Origin of the sequence: Atlantibacter subterraneus (genome assembly GCF_007570865.1) — a bacterium.
GTDB classification, from domain to species: Bacteria; Pseudomonadota; Gammaproteobacteria; order Enterobacterales; family Enterobacteriaceae; genus Atlantibacter; species Atlantibacter subterraneus.
This window is the reverse complement of the sequence record NZ_VLPS01000001.1, coordinates 1,051,933-1,068,798: the sequence shown is the minus strand read 5'-3', so window position 1 is coordinate 1,068,798 and position 16,866 is coordinate 1,051,933. Positions and strand designations below refer to the sequence as shown.

Here is a 16,866-nt window from a genome sequence, read left to right as displayed (position 1 = left end):
TTTATTCACTCCTTAAGCGCGTTTAATCTCAACCAGGTTGGTGTGCTGCGGGTTGCCTTTCGCCAGCGGCGACGGCAGATGGCTGGTCAGCGAGTTAATACAGCCGCCCACGTCAACACCTTCGTTGTTAAGACGCGTCCACGCGCCCTGTGGCATCGCCGCCACGCCCGGCAGAATGCGGTTAGTCACCTTGCAGGGGATCTCCACCACGCCGCGATCGTTAAACACGTGCACGATATCCCCGGAAGCGAGCTGCCGCGCGCGGGCGTCAATCGGGTTAAGCCACACTTCATCCGGTACCGCTTCATGCAGCGCCAGCACGTTGGTGTAGGTAGAGTGGGTATGGCCTTTGGTGTGGAAGCCGCTCAGCTGTAGCGGGTACTTCGCCGTCAGTTCTTTATTCAGGTGCGACTCTTTCACCACGCAGAACTCCGGCACCGCCGGGATGCGATCGCCTTCCGGCAGGGTCCATTTCTGCGCCAGGTCCGCCAGCGCCTGGGAGTAGATTTCGATCTTGCCGGACGGCGTCTCCAGCGGATGGGCTGCGGCATCTTCACGAAAATCGATAAACGCGATGCTCTGGCGTTCGGTGGCGATTTTCTGGTCGATGATCCCTTTGTTTTTGGCGACCGACCATTCCGGCAGATAGGGGCGTTTTTCGCGGATCTGCTGATAATGATATTCCGCCCACTGGGCCTGGGTGCGCCCTTCGGTGTACTGCTCGCGCAGCCCCAGATGCCCGGCGATATCGGCGCAGATGTCATAAGTGCTGCGCACTTCCCACATTGGCGTGATGGTTTTTTGCAGGGCGATCATATAGTTGTGGGAACCCGCCGCATAGGAGCTGTCCACCAGATCTTCCGCTTCCAGATAGCTGGTTTCCGGCAGCAGCAGATCGGCGTATTTAGCGCTCGGCGTCATATGGTTTTCAATCACGATGATGGTTTCGCACAGCGATTCATCGGCGAGGATTTTACGGGTGCGGTTGATATCGCCATGCTGGTTCAGCAACGCGTTACCGGCCTGATTGAAAAACAGCTTAATCCCGACGCTGAGCTTCTCGACGCCTTTCACGCCCATGGTGGTGGCGGTCATTTTTTCCGGATTGAGGATCGCATCGGTCCACAGATAGCAGGGGATCGAGGCTTTAACCGGGTTGGTGCCGGTAGGCAGCAGCGGCACGCCGTATGGGGTGCCATAAGGCCAGTTGCCGTTATTGGTGCCCGGTAATCCAAAATGACCGGTGATCGCGGGTAGCGTCTGGATAGCGCGTACCGTTTGCTCGCCGTTGGCGTGGCGCTGCGGGCCCCAACCCTGGCCGATGTAACAGGCGCGCGCCGCCGCGATTTCCCGTGCCAGCTGTTTGATGCGCGTCGCCGGGATCCCGGTGATTTGCGCCGCCCATTCCGGCGTTTTCTCAATGCCGTCGTCGCCGGTGCCCATCACATAGTCTTTATAACTGGCGTTAGGCGCAGCGTTTTCCGGCAGCGTGGAACGGTCAAAGCCGACGCAGTACTGATTAACCAGCGCTTCGTCGATCAGCTGTTCACTAATCAGCGTATGGGCCAGACCGGCCACCAGCGCGGCGTCGGTGGTAGGGCGGATCGGCAGCCATTCGGCGTGCTCGGTGATCACCGAATCGGTATAGCGTGGGTCGATAATCACCACTCTGGCTTTTGAGGCTTCCAGTGCCCGGCGCAGCTCTTCAACCTGACCACCGCCTGACATGCGCGTTTCCGACAGATTCATGCCGAAAAACACCACCAGATCGGAATGGGCAATTTGCGAGAAATGGCTGCCGACGTATTTACCGTGGGTATACGGCGTGGCGCTGGCAATTTGTGCTGTGGAGTAAGTGTTATGGTAGTTGAGATAGCCGCCGGTGAGATTTAACAGGCGTTTCCAGGCGGGCGTTCCCTGGGTGTGATAATAGGCCCCGGACTGATAGTTGTAATAAATGGCTTCGCGACCATATTTTTCGGTTACGCGTTTAAGTTCCGCCGCAATAAACGCGGTGGCTTCTTCCCAACTAATACGCTTGAATTTGCCTTCGCCGCGTTTACCGACCCGCTTCATGGGATATTTAATGCGATCCGGGCTGTACACGCGCCAGCGATTGGAGCGCCCGCGTAAACAGGGGCGAATCTGGTGTTGGCCAAATACCGCATCATCAATCGCGTCTTCGGGTTCGATACGCACAATGCGATCGTCTTTAACGATCACCTTTAGCGCGCAGCGGCTGCCGCAGTTAACCAGGCAGGCACTGTGGCGCACGGTTTCACCACTGTTTACCGTGGCTGCTTGCGGTGCCGCCAGCGCGCTTGATGAAAATGGCAAAGAAATCGCGTTGCTTAACGCAACGGCAGAACCAATTTTTGCGGCGGTTGTGACAGTCTCCCGCCGTGAGATTTGCGTATTTAAAATCTCATGTAGTCTTTTTTTCATTATAAGTACCCTCATTGCATCCAAAGGGGACCTTAATTTGTATAAGACTTTTCCAGGTTGATTATGATCAAGGGGTATATATTTATAACACTTATGAATTAGAAACTGTGAAGTGACAAAATGGAGATGTAAAAAATTCCATTTAAGATAATGATATATTTAATGAAAATGCAACATCCTTATTAAGGGTGTTATTATTAGAATCCGTATTTATAGAAAATGAACTATTAAAACCGGCTAATTAAATCCGCTGCAGGCAAAATTAATTCATTTCAGAATAGGGTGATCAATGCCCGGCAAAATAATCTGCCGGGCAGAGTGATTACACCGCGTTACGCACCGGCATAACTCGTAAATAAAGTAGTGTCGCCAGGCAAATTACCGCACCGGCAATAAACGTCGAGGCCGAACCGGAAAACTCCCACAGTATGCCCGCACCGGTACTGGCGAGCAGTAACGCCACGCCGCTGACCAGGCTGAACATGCCAAACGCCGTGCCGCGTAAGTCAGCAGGCGAAGCGGCGGCGATCATGGCGGCCAGCAGGCCCTGGGTCATTCCCATATGAATGCCCCACAGCGCGACGCCAATTAAAACGCCTGCCCAGTGGGTGCTGAGCGCCAGCACGATATCTGCCAGGATCAGCACCACCAGACCCCATTGCAACAGCTGGCTGTGGCTCATGGCGTCAGAGAGTTTGCCGAACGGGTAAGCGGTAACCGAATAGAGCAGGTTCATCGCCACCATCACCAGCGGGATCAGCGCCAGCGGAATATCCACCTCCAGCGCTTTCAGGACCAGAAACGCTTCGCTGAAGCGGGCAAGGGTAAAAATCCCGCCCAGGGCAATCACCCACCAGGTGGCGTTACCGAGCCGGCGCAAATTTGCGCGGCTAATCGGGTTAGCGCGTTTATGGGTTACCGGCGTTTTCGGCTCGTGAAGCCCGAAAAACAGCAGCGCAACGGCCATTACGCCGGGGATCACCGCCACCCAGAAAATGGCGCGAAAATCGTCGTGCCACAGAAACATCAACCCTACCGCCAGCAGCGGACCCAGAAAGGCACCGATAGTATCTAACGACTGGCGCAGCCCGTAAGCCGCGCCGCGCAGTTCTGGCGGGGTGACGTCGGCCACCAGCGCATCCCTCGGCGCGCCGCGAATGCCCTTACCGAGCCGGTCCGTCAGCCGCGCGGTGAGGATCATCCCGGAGGTGGTGGCGATAGCAAACAGCGGTTTGCTCAGCGCACCGAGGCCATAGCCCATCAGCGCCAGCCCTTTGCGTTTACCCAGCCAGTCGCTAATCACGCCGGAAAAGACTTTCACCATCAGCGCCGTGGCCTCGGCCAATCCTTCAATCAGCCCGATAACCACTACGCTGGCCCCCAGCGTGGTCGCCATAAACAGCGGCAGCAGGCTGTGGATCATTTCGGAAGAGACATCCATCAGCAGGCTGACGCCGCCAACTACCCAAACGCCGGAAGGAATGCGTCGTAACGTTGTAAATCGGGAAAACATGCGGGCTCCGCGCATTGCGCCGTGAATTAATCCAGAGTGTGTTCGATAATATACACTTCATTGATATAAGAGGCTTTACCTGAAAGGAGGCGTGACATGGCGCAAAGCACCAACTGGTTCGATCGCGGCGGGGACAATTACGCGCGCTTTCGCCCGGAATATCCGCCTGAGCTGGTTGATTATCTGGCAAGCGTGGCCCCGGACCGCCAGCGCGCCCTGGACGTGGGTTGCGGTACCGGGCAATTAACCCGGCTGCTCGCTGATACCTTTGATGAGGTGGTGGGCATCGATCCCAGCGAAAGCCAGATTGCCAACGTCGCGCCGCATCCGAAGATCCGCTACCACTCTGCGCCTGCGGAAAAGCTGCCGGACAATCTGGCGAATTTCAGCCTGATAACCGTTGCCCAGGCCGCGCACTGGTTCAAACTGGACGCGTTTTACCCGCAGGTGCGCCGCGTGACCGTGCCGGGGGCGATTATCGCGCTCATCAGCTACGGGATTATGGAGCTGGACGACATGTTAAACGATCGGTTCCGCCAGTTTTATGACGGTGAAATTGGCCCGTACTGGCCGCCGGAGCGCCGCCTGGTGGATGAAGGCTACCGCACGCTGGAATTCCCGTTCGACGAGCTTTCACCGCCGCCGCTGGACATTCAGGTGGAATGGGATTTCGCGGCCTTTGTTGGCTATATCTCCACCTGGTCAGCGGTGAGAAAAGCCACGGAAGCCGGAGAACAGGCGCGCGTCGAGCGTTTTTTTAGCGAATTTGCAACCCTGTGGGGCGATACGGCGCAAGCCAGAACCATCACCTGGCCAATTGCGATGCGGGTAGGGCGAGTGTGAGAGCACGCGGCGCGAGCAGGCACGCCGCGTGAGTAAAATCAGTTTGCCGCCGCCGGGTCGGTAATCGGTTTATTGACCATAAAGAAATAAACCAGCGACGCCATAAACGCGATAACCGACGACGCGACCAGCGCCAGGGTAAAGGAGCCGGTGCTGTCGAGGATCATCCCGGTGATGATTGGCGCAAACGAGCCGCCAATAAATCCGCCGAAGTTCTGGATACCGCTGACGGAGGTCACCAGGCGGGACGGTACCGACACCAGAATCAGGCCCCAGGCGGAGGTGCCCGCAAAGTGGATGGAAAACAGCGCCATGCTGATGCAGGCTACCGCGGTAAAGGTACTGTCGGTATAGGCGGCAGGCAGGGTGAAGCCCGCAGCGCACAGCAGCCCTAAGCAGATCATCCATTTGCGGCTTTTCATTTTATCCGCGCCGCGCTTCATCACCCAGTCCGCGACCACGCCGTTAACCAGCATCCCCGCCGCGCCGAACAGGAACGGGATCGCCGCGACCCAGCCGGTTTTCTCCAGGCTTAATCCACGGGACATTTCCAGGTACGACGGCAGCCAGGTCAGGAACAGCCAGACCATATAGCCCACGCCGTTAAAGCCGATAATCATCCCCCACATCGACTTTTGCTTAAACAGCCCGGCCCAGTCTTTCAGGGTAACTTTCTCTTTACTGGACGGCGGCGTTTCTTCCTCCAGATGGGCGATATCTTCCGGGGAAAGATTGGCATCTTCGCGGTTGCGGTAGAACATCATCCACAGGATCGACAGGATAATGCCCGCCACCCCAATGATGATGAACATTGCGCGCCAGCCAAAGGCCAGCATCAGGGCAATCAGCAACGGCGGTGCCAGCGCCTGGGCGAGGGTAGACGACATGTTGACAATCCCCATCGGCACCCCGCGTTTACGGATGTTGTACCAGTCGTTGACCACCTTAACGCCGGTAGGCAGATGGGGCGCTTCGCCAATCCCCAGCACCACGCGGGCGACGATCATTTGGCTGAATGAGCCGACAAAGCCCAGCGCGGTCTGAGCGGCAGACCACAGGAAAATACCGAACCCATAAACCCGTTTCACGCCGAAGCGTTCCATCACCATGCCAATCGGCAGCTGGCATAATGCGTAGCCAAAGGAAAATACCGACAGCAATAAACCCATTTCGGTCGCCGTGAGGCCCATTTCCTCACGAATCGTGGTATTGGCAATAGACAGCGAGGTTCTGTCGAGGAAATTAATAATACCCGCCACGAGCAAAAACAATAATGCCATAATTTGCAAACGCTTCAGGCGAGAGCTTGCTTGAGTAGACATAAATGTTCCTTTAATAATTGTAAGTACGCCATCACCACGCAGAATAATGGCGTTATTATTAGATATCAGGATTAATCGTTAATTTCGAAAATCAATTCGATCTCAACGGGCGTGTCAAAAGGTAAAGCATTAGTACCGATAGCAGAGCGCGCATGGCGGCCACTTTCACCGAATATTGCGATTAACAGATCCGACGCGCTATTCATGACATAGGGCTGCTGTTTAAAATCATCGGCGCTCTGTACAAATCCCAGCATTTTCACGCAACCGGCGATCCGGTTCAGATCGCCAAGATAAGCTTTCAGCGAAGTCAGAATATTCACGATGCACTGGCGCGCGGCCTCCTGGCCCTGTTCGATGGTTAAATCCTTGCCCAGCGTGCCGGTATAAATTAATTCACCATTAACCCGGCAATCATTCCCGGAGGTATACAGTAAATTGCCGGTTTGTTTTACCGGGATATACGAAAATTTAGGTGCAGTAGGCTCGCCGAGTGTAATACCCAGCTCTGCTAAGCGAGCGTCAATGGTCATAGTGTTTTCCTGTTGGGTTATTTCAATAGATCCAGCGTCAGTGATAAATAAATTTCCGCCGCCTGGTGTAATTCCTCAATCCGTACAAACTCATCTTTAACGTGCGCCTGTGCTAAATCGCCCGGGCCCATAATAATGGTCGGAATATGCTGCCCCACCGAGAAGAATGGCGCTTCGCAGGTAGCCTCGAAAATGGTTTTTTTGGCGCTGCCAGTGACCTGATTAACCGCTTCGCACGCGCGTTCTACCAGCGGGTGATTTTCATCAATCGCCGAGGCGGGGATAAACAGGTAGTTTTCCAGCGAATAATCCCGTTCGGTCTGCAACCCAACGCCTGACAGCGCGGTGCTCAGGCTGCTGTTGATGTCGTGGCGCGTTTCGCCCGGCAACACCCGACGGTCGATTTCAATATGGCACGACGCCGGAACGATATTTGGCGCGCTGCCGCCGCTGATGGTGGTGACCAGCATCGAGGCGTTGCCCAGCAGGTCGTGCTGTTTCTGCTTAACCCGCTGGCACTCCTGCACCAGTTCCGGCAGCAGACGGGCCATTTTATCGATGGCGCTGTCTGGCTCGCGCACTTTCGCGGCGTGCCCGGCGGTGCCGAAGGTGGTCAACCGGGTGCGGCTGACGCCTTTGTGGGCGATGCAGATTTCAAGGGACGTCGGCTCGCCGATAATGGCGTAATCGGCTTCAACGCCCTGCGCCAGGAAGTGCTCCATGCCCAGATTGACGCGCTCTTCATCCACGTTAAACAGCAGGGTTAACTCGCCATTGAAGGCGTAACCGTGGCGCTGGATCAGAATGGCGGCAAACATCATCGCCGCCACGCCGGATTTCATATCCGCCGCGCCGCGTCCGATAATGCGGTCATCTTCAATTACCGCGGCGAACGGCTCCACCGACCAGCCCTCGCCACACGGCACCACATCGGTATGGCCATTGAGGATCACGCGTTTTCCGGGCTGTTGCCCTTTAATCCGCGCAATCACGTTTGGCCTGCCTGGCACCACGTCCTGGAGCTCTGTCTCAATGCCTTCTTTCTGCAAAACGTCGGCAATAAAATGCGCGACGGCGTTTTCATTTCCCGGCGGGTTTTCCGAAGGATGCTGAATCAGGCTGCAAAGGAGCGTAACAAGCTCCTGCCGTTCATCAGCAGTTAATTGTTTTATGGTCATAAAAATACCCAGTTCAGGTTTTAATAACTTTTTCCACGCGCGTCGATGGTAATCGTTTCGCGGTATTCTCCATTGCGGAAGGCGTATATTTCATCCACCAGATTCGCCACCACGCAGCAGTGGTTGGGAATAATATGGATCTGCTGGCCGATATTCAGCGCGGTTTCTTCCGGGTCGTAGCGTAAATAACCGTGCTCTTCATTCAGCTTCACCAGTTGCATTTCCGGGTATTCCTGAATATGCCCATAAGAGCCTGCCACGCTGGATAAATCCGAGGTCAGAGATTTGGTCCCGGCATCAATGGTGGCGTAGCCGGGCAGGGGAATACTGACTACGGTGGCGCAAATTGTCAGGGCGCAATCTTCCGGGGTATAAATACCGCCGTTGATGGCGTTCATATCACCGAAAATAAAATTCCCGGCGCGTGATTCGCTAATGCCGTTTAACTCATCGGCGTAAAAAGAGGACAGCGTGGAGCCGCCGGATAAAATTTCAATTGAAAAGCCGTTGGCATTTAACAGGTCCCGGCTGTTAATCAGCAGAGCCGCTTCTTCGCGGGCCGCCCGGCGAATATCCGCTTCCTGATGGTATTGATAGATCGTGCCCGCGTAGGTAAATACGCCCTTTATATTCAGGCCGGGTAGGGCTGCAACCTGCTTTGCAAAATCCAGCAACTGGTCAGGCTGAATACCTTCACGATGCGCACCAAAATCAATGGCGATATCGACGTTAAATTGCAGATCGTTTTTCACCGCCGCCTGTGAAAGCCCCTCGGCACCGGCAAGACTATCAATAATGGTGCGAATGTTGATCTGACGGGCCAGCTCGGCAAACCGCTGGCATTTATCTTCGCCGATCAGCGGATAGGCCAGCAGAATCGAGGTGATCCCGCCTTTTGCCATTACTTCCGCCTCGGATAACTTGGCGCAGGTAATTCCGCTTGCGCCAAGCTGCTGTTCCAGCTTCGCCAGCCGCACCGACTTATGGGTCTTAATATGCGGCCAGTGCTGAATATTATTTCGGGCCAGCCCGGATACCATGGCGTTAATATTTTTTTCCATGATATCCATGTCCAGCGCGACATAAGGTGTGGTGTACATTTAGCCTCCTGAGTTTTCGCCCTCGCCAGGCGGAGTATCCCCTCTGATTTCGCCGAGATAGGCATAGAGGGTGTATTTCGAAATATTCAGAAACTCACAAATCTTTTCCCCGGACTTTTTAATCAGAAACACCCCCTTGTCGTCGAAAAACTTAATGGCGTCGAGTTTGTCCTGACGGGTCATATTGTTCACCGGAACGCTGATTAACGTGGTGCATTCCGCGATCAGATAATCCAGCAGTTCGTTGACGTCCTTAACAAACACTTCATTGACTTCTTCCGGGCGCGCAGGCGCGCTATCGGGGCGGCCCGCCATTTTGTTGAGCATTTTCTCGGCCTGCAAAATGTCGCTGATATCAAGGTTGATACACAGCGCGCCAATGACTTTATTACTGCTGTTGCGGAAATAGACCGAGGTAGAACGCAGGGTTTTACCATCGCGCGTTTGGGTGAAATAGTTATGGCGGTCGCCGTTAACGTCGGTGCCACGCAGCACTTCCAGCCCCAGGTTGCTGCTCGGATCGCCTTTTTTACGCCCGGTCACATGACCATTAATAATGGCGATGATGCTGCTCTCCAGTCCCTGGGAGTGATCGTGAAGAACCACTTCGCAGTTTTCGCCAAACTGCCCGGCGATGCCTTCCATCATCGGGATGATGAAATCGAGATTCTCTTTGATGTTTTCCATATCAACCTAAAATTTAGTTAGCTAACAAAACTTTTTGTATTGTATAGCGACAAGTGTGGGTGTTAAACAACCGTTAAATGAGCAAAAAGCGATCGGGATCACGCAAAAAACTCACTTTTTGTTTGGTGACAAACTTTTTGTTTGGGGGTGGGGTGCAGCAAGGCGCTGAGGCAGCAAACAGAGAATGATTGAAGTATTCCCATTTTCCGCATAACCAAATGTAGTTTTTCTATTTTAATTCCCCGCCGGTTTGGTGTTAAAAAATTATTGTTATTAACGCGTTAGCAAAGCCAATGAGGTTGAATTTTCTCGCCGTTATTTTTGCGTCCAGCGAGGCGGCGAAGCTATTTAAAAAAACTGGGGAATAAAATGAAAGCACTGGTTTTACGGGAACATGGCGACAACGATAAATTTACTTTAGAGCATGATTTTCCGGACCCGCAACCCGGCGAGGGCGATGTGATTATTGCCGTCAAGGCAGCGTCATTAAATTATCACGATATATTTACCCGTCGCGGTATGCCGGGCATTAATTTGCCGTTTCCGATAATTATCGGCCTCGATGTGGCCGGTGAAATTATTTCCGTTGGCAGCAAGGTCCAGGGCTGGAATATCGGCGACCGCGTGGTGGTTGATCCCATTGACCGAATTAATGGCGGCCTGATTGGTGAAACCACCCACGGCGGGCTGGCGGAGCGCTGTCGCGTACCGGCGCATCAACTGATTCGCCTGCCGGATAGCGTCAGCTATGCCGACGCCGCCGCCTTACCGGTGGCATATGGCACCGCCTGGCGCATGATGCAAAGCATTGGGCGCATCCAGCCCGGCGAGAAAGTATTGATTTTAGGAGCCAGCGGCGGCGTGGGCGTGTGCTGCGTGCAGCTGGCGAAACTGGCGGGTGCGACCGTGATCGCCTGTGCCGGTAGCGAGCAAAAAGCCGAACGCCTGAAGGCGCTGGGCGCGGATGACGTGATCCTCTACCAGAACGACGATTTTGTGAAAGCCGTCTGGCAGCGCTATGGCAAACCGGTGCGCCGTCGCGGCAGCGCGGAGCCGGGCGGGGTGGATGTCGTCGTGAACTTCACCGGCGGCGACACCTGGGTGAAATCCCTGCGGGTGCTGCGCGTCGGGGGACGCGTACTGACCTGCGGCGCAACCGCCGGGTTTAATCCACCGGAAGACCTGCGCTATATCTGGACCTATGAGCTGCAAATCCTCGGCTCCAACGGCTGGGAGCGCGAAGATTTGCACGCCCTGCTGGACGCCGTCGAATCGCAGCAGCTCAAAGTGATTATCGACCGCCAGTGGCCGCTGGAGCAGGGTGCGCAGGCGCTGGCCTCGCTGGAGCAGCGCCAGGTGGTGGGTAAGGTGGTGGTGGCATGAGCAAATTACTCAATCAGGATGACTTAGCTACTATTTTTGCCGCCTCGCCGTTTATTCACTGGCTGAACCTCAGCGTCACCGCCATCGACTACGACGCCCAGACGCTGGAAGTCAGCGTGCCGATGCGCCCGGAATTCGAGCGGAAAGCCGGTAGCGGGCAGTGGCACGGCGGCCCGCTGGCGTCAATTATCGACACCGTGGGGGATTTCGCTCTCGGGATGCTGTTAGGCCAGGGATTACCGACCATTAATTTCCGCGTCGATTATCTGCGCCCCGCCATTGATACCGAGCTTCAGGTGGTTGCCCGCGTCAGACGGGCAGGGCGCAGCGTGGGTGTTGCCGATGTCGACGTGTTTAATCAGAGCGGGCAGCTGGTCGCCATTGGCCGCGCCAGTTATGCCACGCAGTTAACGACTCCAGAGAAATCATCATGACAATTAACCAACAACGACGCCAGCTGTTAACCCTCGCTGCAGGCGGGGCTGCGCTCGGCGTGGCGGCGAAAATCAGCGGGTTTAGCCTGATCACCCGCGCCATTGCGGCCACCGAAAGCGGCGGCGTGCCGAAACGCGGCGGCACCCTGGTGATTTCCTGGGGCGGGCTGGAGCCCCAGGCATTACTGGTGCCGGGCGGCGGCGGCTCTTCGCCGTTCCAGACCTCGACCAAGATCCTCGAACGCCTGCTAAAACTTGACGATAAACTGGTATTCCAGCCCGCGCTGGCCGAAAGCGTTACGCCGTCTGAAGACTTCAAAACCTATACCATTGCGCTGCGCCAGGGCGTCACCTGGCATGACGGCCAGCCGTTCACCGCCGATGACGTGGTGTTCAACGCCACCGAACACTGGAAAGCTATTTCCGCCGGGATCGCGCTTAAAGCGCTGGAAAAAGCCGAAGCCGTTGACCCGCATACCGTGAAGCTCACCTTCTCGGTGCCGGTCCCGGAATTCTTCCTGAAGTCCACCCTGGCCGGGCAATACCAACTGGTACTGCCGAAACACCTGTACGCCGGGCAGCCGATCCTGACCAACCCGCTCAACAACCGCCCGGTGGGCACCGGCCCGTGGAAGTACGGCAACTGGGTGCGCGGCAGCTATGTGGAATATGCGCGTAATGAAAAATACTGGGGCGCTGGCCAGCCGTATCTCGACAAACTGATTATCCGTTGGTGGGGCGATGCGGCCTCGCGCACGGCGGCGCTGGAAGCTGGCGAGATGCAGGTGGGCTATTCCAACCCGGTTCCGGCGCGGGATATCGATCGGCTGGTGAAAAGCGGCAACATCACGCTGGATACGCGCGGCTACGAAAACTGCGCCTGGGCCGTGACGGTGGAGTTCAACCAGCGTCGCGAGCACGTAAAGCGCCGGGAAGTACGCCAGGCGATCCTGCACGCCATTGACCGGGAATTTATCCTCAACACGATCTATTTTGGGCGCGGCAAACCCGCCGTTGCGCCGATTTTCAGCAGTAATCCGGTGTTTTTCACCGCCGATGTACCGACATACGCCTTTGACCCGGATAAAGCGAAGCAACTGTTGGATCAAGCCGGGCTGCCGGAAAAAGACGGCAAGCGTTTCACGGTGAATCTGCTGGCTGCCGCCTGGTTTGAAGAAAACGCCAAACTCGGCCAGTACCTGAAACAGGCGCTGGAAGACATCGGTATTGAAGTGAAGCTGGATTCAGTGGATCGCGCCACCGCGCTCAAGCGTATCTACACCGATTACAACTACGACATCGCCATTTCTAACTTTACCGCCCCGGTGGAGCCGGTGCCGGTAGTGACCCAGTTCTACACCTCGGACGGCATTGTTAAAGGCGGCGCATTCCGCAACGCCACCGGCTACCAGAGCCCGGAGATGGACCAACTGGTGGCGGCAATCACCATCGAAACCGACGAAGCGAAGCGTAAGGCGCTGGTTCAGCAGTTTGCCCGCCTCGCCAGCACTGATGTGCCGATTGTGCCGCTGATTGAAATGCAGTCGTACACGCTGGCGCGCAAGGAAGTTCATAACTTCACTACCGACGCGAATGTGCAGGGCACCGCGCTGAACGATATCTGGCTGGCGGGGTGATGTGATGCTGAGACTGATCCTGCGGCGTGTCCTGCAGGGCATTCCGCTGCTGTTCGGCGTGATTGTGATTAACTTCGCGCTGATGAATCTGGTGCCCGGCTCGTTGCTGGATGTGATGACGGCGGAGCAGCAGGTCACCGACCCGCAAATGATCGAGCGGTTGCGCCATCTGTACGGGCTGGACCAGCCGGTGCTGACCCAACTGCTTAACTACCTGTGGTCGGTGTGCCAGCTCGATCTGGGGTTCTCGTTTCGCCAGAACATGCCGGTGTTTGACGTGATTATGGCCCATCTCCCGGCCACACTGATCCTGATGCTGGCCAGCATTGCGCTGGCGGTGCTGGTTGGCGTCGGTGCCGGGGTGCTGGCGGCCATCCGCGTCAACAGCGTCTGGGACACGCTGATCTCAACACTGGCGGTGGTGTGCTTTGCAGCGCCCAGTTTCTGGCTCGGCATCATGCTGATTATTTTGTTTTCGGTGAAGTTAGGCTGGTTTCCGGTGGGCGGAATGGCGTCGATTGGCGTGACGTTGTCACCCTGGGGGCAGGCGCTGGATATTCTCCATCACCTGGCGCTACCGGCGATCACCCTCGGGCTGTTTTATGCCGCCACCTACGCCCGGGTGATGCGCGCCTCGATGCTGGAAGTGGCACAGATGGACTACGTGCGTACCGCGCAGGCCAAAGGGCTGAGCCGCGCCGCCGTGGTCGTGCGCCACACCTTACGCAACGCGCTGCTGCCGGTGGTGACGCTGTTGGGATTGCAGCTCGGCACCGTGCTGGGCGGCAGTATCGTCATCGAAGCCGTGTTTAGCTGGCCCGGCCTCGGGCAGGTGCTGCTTGATAGCGTGATGAGCCGTAACTATCCGCTGATCCTCGGCATTCTGGTGCTCAGCGCGCTGCTGGTTATCGTGATTAATATCATTGTCGACGTCACTTACTCACGGCTGGATCCGCGTGTCAGGAGCAACGCATGAGTGAAAATCTGGCAAGTTTGCGGCGTTCAATGCGCATTCCGTTACCGCACTGGCTGCGGCAGTTTTTGCGCCATCCCGGGGCGGTGTGCGGCGCGCTGATTGTGCTGTTGATGGTGGTGATGGCGCTCACCGCCGGGATTTTTTATCCCAAAGATCCGCTACGGATTGTGGCAATGCCGGAAATCTGGCCGTTTACCGACTGGCGCTATCCGCTGGGTACCGATTCGCTAGGGCGCGATATTGCGGCACTGATTGTTCACGGCGCGCGGGCGACATTACTGATTGGTCTGGCCGCCAGTCTGGCTGCGACGCTGATTGGCGTCAGTATCGGGGCCGCTGCCGCCTGGTTTGGCGGCTGGGTGGATGAAACCCTGATGCGCATCGCGGAGCTGTTTCAGGTGATCCCCAACGTGGTGTTTGTGCTGACGGTAGTCTCGGTTCTGGGGCCGCATATGGGCAATATCATTATTGCCGTGGCGCTGGTTTCCTGGCAGCCCATTGCCCGCTTGACCCGTGCGGAGTTCCTCTCGTGGCGCGACCGCGAATTTGTATTGGCCTGCCGCGCCAGCGGGATGGCGGACCACCAAATCGTAGTAAAAGAGATCCTGCCCAACGTGCTGCCGCCAGTGATCGTGATGGCCTCGCTGGTTATCGCCGGGGCGATTCTTTATGAATCGGTGGTGTCATTCCTCGGGCTCGGCGACCCGAACCTCGCCAGCTGGGGACGGTTGGTTGGGGAAGGGCGCACGCTGATCCGCTCCTCCTGGTATATCTGCGCAGTGCCCGGCGTGGCGATCATGCTGGCGGTACTGGCGCTGAACCTGGTAGGTGATGGGCTTAACGATGCCCTCAACCCGAAACTCAGGGAGCGTGAATAATGGCGCTACTGTCAGTGAATAACCTTAGCGTGACGCTGCGCAGCGGCGGCAGGGACGTCACAGCACTGAACCAGGTGTCGTTTGATCTGCATGCCGGAGAAACCCTGGCGCTGGTTGGCGAATCGGGATGCGGTAAGTCTATGACCGCGCTGGCGATTATGGGCCTGCTGAACAGCCGTTCGCCGCGCATTTCCCAGGGGCAAATCCTGTTCGAAGGCCGTGACCTCATGCAGCTCAGTAACCGCCAGTATCAACAGGTGCGGGGAAGGGATATCGCCATGATATTCCAGGATGCCATGAGCGCCCTGAACCCGGTGAAAACCATTGGCGACCAGCTGATGGAAGTGCTGCGCCTGCATTTGGGCCTGAACCGTCGGGACGCATTTCCACGGGCGGTGGCGCTGCTGGAACGGGTAAAAATCCCCGATGCGGCGCGGCGGATGGGTGATTATCCCCATCAGCTTTCCGGCGGCATGTCCCAGCGGGTCATGATCGCCATGGCGATTGCCTGCCAGCCGCAGGTGCTGATTGCCGATGAGCCGACCACCGCGCTGGACGTCACGATTCAGGCGCAGATCCTGCAACTGCTGCGCGATATCCAGCGGGAGTCCGGGATGGCGCTGCTGCTGATTACCCACGATCTTGGAGTTGTAGCCGCCATGGCGCAACGCGTGGCCGTGATGTACGCCGGGCGCATTGTCGAACAGGCCGACGTGCTGGCCCTGTTTGAACAACCGGGTCATCCCTATACCCGGGGGCTGCTGCGTTCTACACCGAAAAGCGGCCAGCCCGGCGAGCGGCTGTACGCCATTCCGGGCCGGGTGCCGCCGCTTGCCGCGCTGCCGTCAGGCTGTGCGTTTCGCAATCGCTGCCCGCTGGCCTGCGAGGCCTGTAGCGAACGGGTGCCGCCTCTTAATGCACTTGCGCCTGACCATCGCGCGGCCTGCCTGATTACCGCCCCGGAAAATTATACTGAGGAATACCATGAACACGCTTCTTGAGGCTGAAGGCTTATCGGTCCGTTATCCGGTGAAAGGAGGATGGGTGCACGCGGTGACAGAAGTCGATCTGCAACTGCGCGCCGGGGAGACCGTCGGCCTGGTGGGGGAATCCGGCTGCGGTAAGTCAACGCTCGGCAAAGCCCTGATGCGGCTGATCCCGGCGCAAGGCCAGCTGCGGCTCAACGGCGACGATGTACTGTCGCGTCAGGGTCGCCAGCTGCTGCCTTTCCGTCGCCACGTCCAGATGATGTTTCAGGATCCGCAGGGTTCGCTCAATCCGCGCCAGCGCGTCGGGACATCTATTGCCAGGCCGCTGGAGGTAGCGGGGTGGTCACGCGACGCCATTCAGGTGCGCATCGCCGAACTGCTGGAAGTGGTAGGGCTGCCCGCATCGGCGGCAACGCGCTTCCCTCACGAGTTTTCCGGCGGCCAGCGCCAGCGCATCGGTATCGCCAGGGCGCTGGCGCTGGAACCGAGCATTGTGATCTGCGACGAGCCGGTTTCGGCGCTGGACGTGTCGGTACGCGCGCAGGTGATCAACCTGATGCGCGATATCCAGCAGCAGTCCCACGTGGCGTATCTGTTTATTTCCCACGATCTGTCGGTGGTGGAGTATATCGCCCACCGGGTGATGGTGATGTACCTGGGCCGGGTGGTGGAGAGCGGCCCGACGGCGCAAATCTGGGCCGCGCCCGCGCATCCTTATACTCAGGCTCTGCTGGCCGCCGCGCCGGTGGCCGATCCGCGTCATCCGCGCGGAGAATGCCTGCTGGAAGGCGAACTGCCCAGCCCGCTTGCGCCGCCGTCCGGCTGCGCCTTTCATACCCGTTGTCCTTATGCGCAGCCGCTGTGCCAACAGCAGCGGCCGCCGCTGCAATCCCTTACTTCTGAGCGACAGGTGGCCTGTCATTTTCATCTGAGCTGACGTCGGAGCAT

Annotated in this window: 15 protein-coding genes; 8 read left to right on the top strand and 7 right to left on the bottom strand. The window is 57.2% G+C overall.

Annotated features, from left to right (window positions below):
* Nucleotides 1-12: 12 nt before the first annotated feature.
* On the bottom strand, nucleotides 13-2,445 hold the full coding sequence (locus tag FND52_RS05160) for a DMSO/selenate family reductase complex A subunit (RefSeq protein ID WP_144129788.1): 2,433 nt from the start codon (nucleotides 2,443-2,445) through the stop codon (nucleotides 13-15).
* A 322-nt stretch (nucleotides 2,446-2,767) separates the two neighbouring features.
* Nucleotides 2,768-3,958, bottom strand: coding sequence for an MFS transporter (locus FND52_RS05155; protein WP_125293330.1), 1,191 nt, complete (start codon nucleotides 3,956-3,958; stop codon nucleotides 2,768-2,770).
* 96 nt (nucleotides 3,959-4,054) lie between these two features.
* Here FND52_RS05155 and FND52_RS05150 point away from each other — a divergent pair, with 96 nt between their 5' ends.
* Nucleotides 4,055-4,801, top strand: coding sequence for a class I SAM-dependent methyltransferase (locus tag FND52_RS05150; protein WP_144129786.1), 747 nt, complete (start codon nucleotides 4,055-4,057; stop codon nucleotides 4,799-4,801).
* A gap of 38 nt (nucleotides 4,802-4,839) precedes the next feature.
* Here the strand turns inward: FND52_RS05150 and FND52_RS05145 are convergent, their stop codons facing one another.
* The 5 genes from FND52_RS05145 to FND52_RS05125 all read right to left on the bottom strand — a co-directional run bounded on the left by FND52_RS05145 (nucleotide 4,840) and on the right by FND52_RS05125 (nucleotide 9,621).
* Complete coding sequence (locus tag FND52_RS05145) at nucleotides 4,840-6,123, bottom strand: MFS transporter (protein WP_125293328.1); 1,284 nt, start codon at nucleotides 6,121-6,123, stop codon at nucleotides 4,840-4,842.
* A gap of 71 nt (nucleotides 6,124-6,194) precedes the next feature.
* A complete protein-coding gene (locus FND52_RS05140) occupies nucleotides 6,195-6,656 on the bottom strand; it encodes a RidA family protein (protein WP_125293327.1) in 462 nt (153 codons plus the stop codon).
* Nucleotides 6,657-6,673: 17 nt separating this feature from the next.
* Nucleotides 6,674-7,834: a M20 family metallopeptidase gene (locus tag FND52_RS05135; protein ID WP_144129784.1), complete on the bottom strand. Its 1,161-nt coding sequence runs from the start codon at nucleotides 7,832-7,834 to the stop codon at nucleotides 6,674-6,676.
* A gap of 20 nt (nucleotides 7,835-7,854) precedes the next feature.
* Entirely contained in the window at nucleotides 7,855-8,934 is a 1,080-nt protein-coding gene (locus tag FND52_RS05130; protein ID WP_144129782.1) for an alanine racemase, read from the bottom strand.
* Nucleotides 8,935-9,621, bottom strand: coding sequence for a helix-turn-helix transcriptional regulator (locus tag FND52_RS05125; RefSeq protein WP_125293324.1), 687 nt, complete (start codon nucleotides 9,619-9,621; stop codon nucleotides 8,935-8,937). It lies immediately after the preceding gene.
* Nucleotides 9,622-9,990: 369 nt separating this feature from the next.
* Here FND52_RS05125 and FND52_RS05120 point away from each other — a divergent pair, with 369 nt between their 5' ends.
* From FND52_RS05120 to FND52_RS05090, 7 genes are read left to right on the top strand one after another with little or no spacing between them, the layout of a single operon-like run.
* The gene (locus FND52_RS05120) at nucleotides 9,991-11,004 is read left to right on the top strand and encodes a zinc-binding dehydrogenase (protein WP_144129780.1); all 1,014 of its coding nucleotides are present in this window, start codon (nucleotides 9,991-9,993) and stop codon (nucleotides 11,002-11,004) included.
* A complete protein-coding gene (locus tag FND52_RS05115; protein WP_144129778.1) occupies nucleotides 11,001-11,438 on the top strand; it encodes a PaaI family thioesterase in 438 nt (145 codons plus the stop codon). The genes FND52_RS05120 and FND52_RS05115 overlap by 4 nt, the downstream gene beginning before the upstream one ends.
* Nucleotides 11,435-13,075: an ABC transporter substrate-binding protein gene (locus FND52_RS05110; protein ID WP_144129776.1), complete on the top strand. Its 1,641-nt coding sequence runs from the start codon at nucleotides 11,435-11,437 to the stop codon at nucleotides 13,073-13,075. Before FND52_RS05115 ends, FND52_RS05110 begins: the two co-directional genes overlap by 4 nt.
* 4 nt (nucleotides 13,076-13,079) lie before the next feature.
* Nucleotides 13,080-14,051 carry an ABC transporter permease gene (locus FND52_RS05105; RefSeq protein WP_144129774.1) on the top strand — a complete coding sequence of 324 codons (972 nt, stop codon included), beginning with the start codon at nucleotides 13,080-13,082 and terminating at the stop codon, nucleotides 14,049-14,051.
* Complete coding sequence (locus FND52_RS05100; protein WP_144129773.1) at nucleotides 14,048-14,929, top strand: ABC transporter permease; 882 nt, start codon at nucleotides 14,048-14,050, stop codon at nucleotides 14,927-14,929. The genes FND52_RS05105 and FND52_RS05100 overlap by 4 nt, the downstream gene beginning before the upstream one ends.
* Nucleotides 14,929-15,930, top strand: a complete 1,002-nt coding sequence (locus tag FND52_RS05095; protein WP_144129771.1) for an ABC transporter ATP-binding protein — start codon at nucleotides 14,929-14,931, stop codon at nucleotides 15,928-15,930. Before FND52_RS05100 ends, FND52_RS05095 begins: the two co-directional genes overlap by 1 nt.
* Nucleotides 15,914-16,855, top strand: a complete 942-nt coding sequence (locus FND52_RS05090; protein WP_144129769.1) for an ABC transporter ATP-binding protein — start codon at nucleotides 15,914-15,916, stop codon at nucleotides 16,853-16,855. Before FND52_RS05095 ends, FND52_RS05090 begins: the two co-directional genes overlap by 17 nt.
* The last annotated feature ends 11 nt before the right edge of the window (nucleotides 16,856-16,866 follow it).

What these genes read in the sequence shown, in the direction of transcription:
- FND52_RS05160 (WP_144129788.1), bottom strand. Translation starts at nt 2,445, where the DNA reads ATGAAAAAAAGACTACATGAGATTTTAAATACGCAAATCTCACGGCGG.
- FND52_RS05155 (WP_125293330.1), bottom strand. Translation starts at nt 3,958, where the DNA reads ATGTTTTCCCGATTTACAACGTTACGACGCATTCCTTCCGGCGTTTGG.
- FND52_RS05150 (WP_144129786.1), top strand. Translation starts at nt 4,055, where the DNA reads ATGGCGCAAAGCACCAACTGGTTCGATCGCGGCGGGGACAATTACGCG.
- FND52_RS05145 (WP_125293328.1), bottom strand. Translation starts at nt 6,123, where the DNA reads ATGTCTACTCAAGCAAGCTCTCGCCTGAAGCGTTTGCAAATTATGGCA.
- FND52_RS05140 (WP_125293327.1), bottom strand. Translation starts at nt 6,656, where the DNA reads ATGACCATTGACGCTCGCTTAGCAGAGCTGGGTATTACACTCGGCGAG.
- FND52_RS05135 (WP_144129784.1), bottom strand. Translation starts at nt 7,834, where the DNA reads ATGACCATAAAACAATTAACTGCTGATGAACGGCAGGAGCTTGTTACG.
- FND52_RS05130 (WP_144129782.1), bottom strand. Translation starts at nt 8,934, where the DNA reads ATGTACACCACACCTTATGTCGCGCTGGACATGGATATCATGGAAAAA.
- FND52_RS05125 (WP_125293324.1), bottom strand. Translation starts at nt 9,621, where the DNA reads ATGGAAAACATCAAAGAGAATCTCGATTTCATCATCCCGATGATGGAA.
- FND52_RS05120 (WP_144129780.1), top strand. Translation starts at nt 9,991, where the DNA reads ATGAAAGCACTGGTTTTACGGGAACATGGCGACAACGATAAATTTACT.
- FND52_RS05115 (WP_144129778.1), top strand. Translation starts at nt 11,001, where the DNA reads ATGAGCAAATTACTCAATCAGGATGACTTAGCTACTATTTTTGCCGCC.
- FND52_RS05110 (WP_144129776.1), top strand. Translation starts at nt 11,435, where the DNA reads ATGACAATTAACCAACAACGACGCCAGCTGTTAACCCTCGCTGCAGGC.
- FND52_RS05105 (WP_144129774.1), top strand. Translation starts at nt 13,080, where the DNA reads ATGCTGAGACTGATCCTGCGGCGTGTCCTGCAGGGCATTCCGCTGCTG.
- FND52_RS05100 (WP_144129773.1), top strand. Translation starts at nt 14,048, where the DNA reads ATGAGTGAAAATCTGGCAAGTTTGCGGCGTTCAATGCGCATTCCGTTA.
- FND52_RS05095 (WP_144129771.1), top strand. Translation starts at nt 14,929, where the DNA reads ATGGCGCTACTGTCAGTGAATAACCTTAGCGTGACGCTGCGCAGCGGC.
- FND52_RS05090 (WP_144129769.1), top strand. Translation starts at nt 15,914, where the DNA reads ATGAACACGCTTCTTGAGGCTGAAGGCTTATCGGTCCGTTATCCGGTG.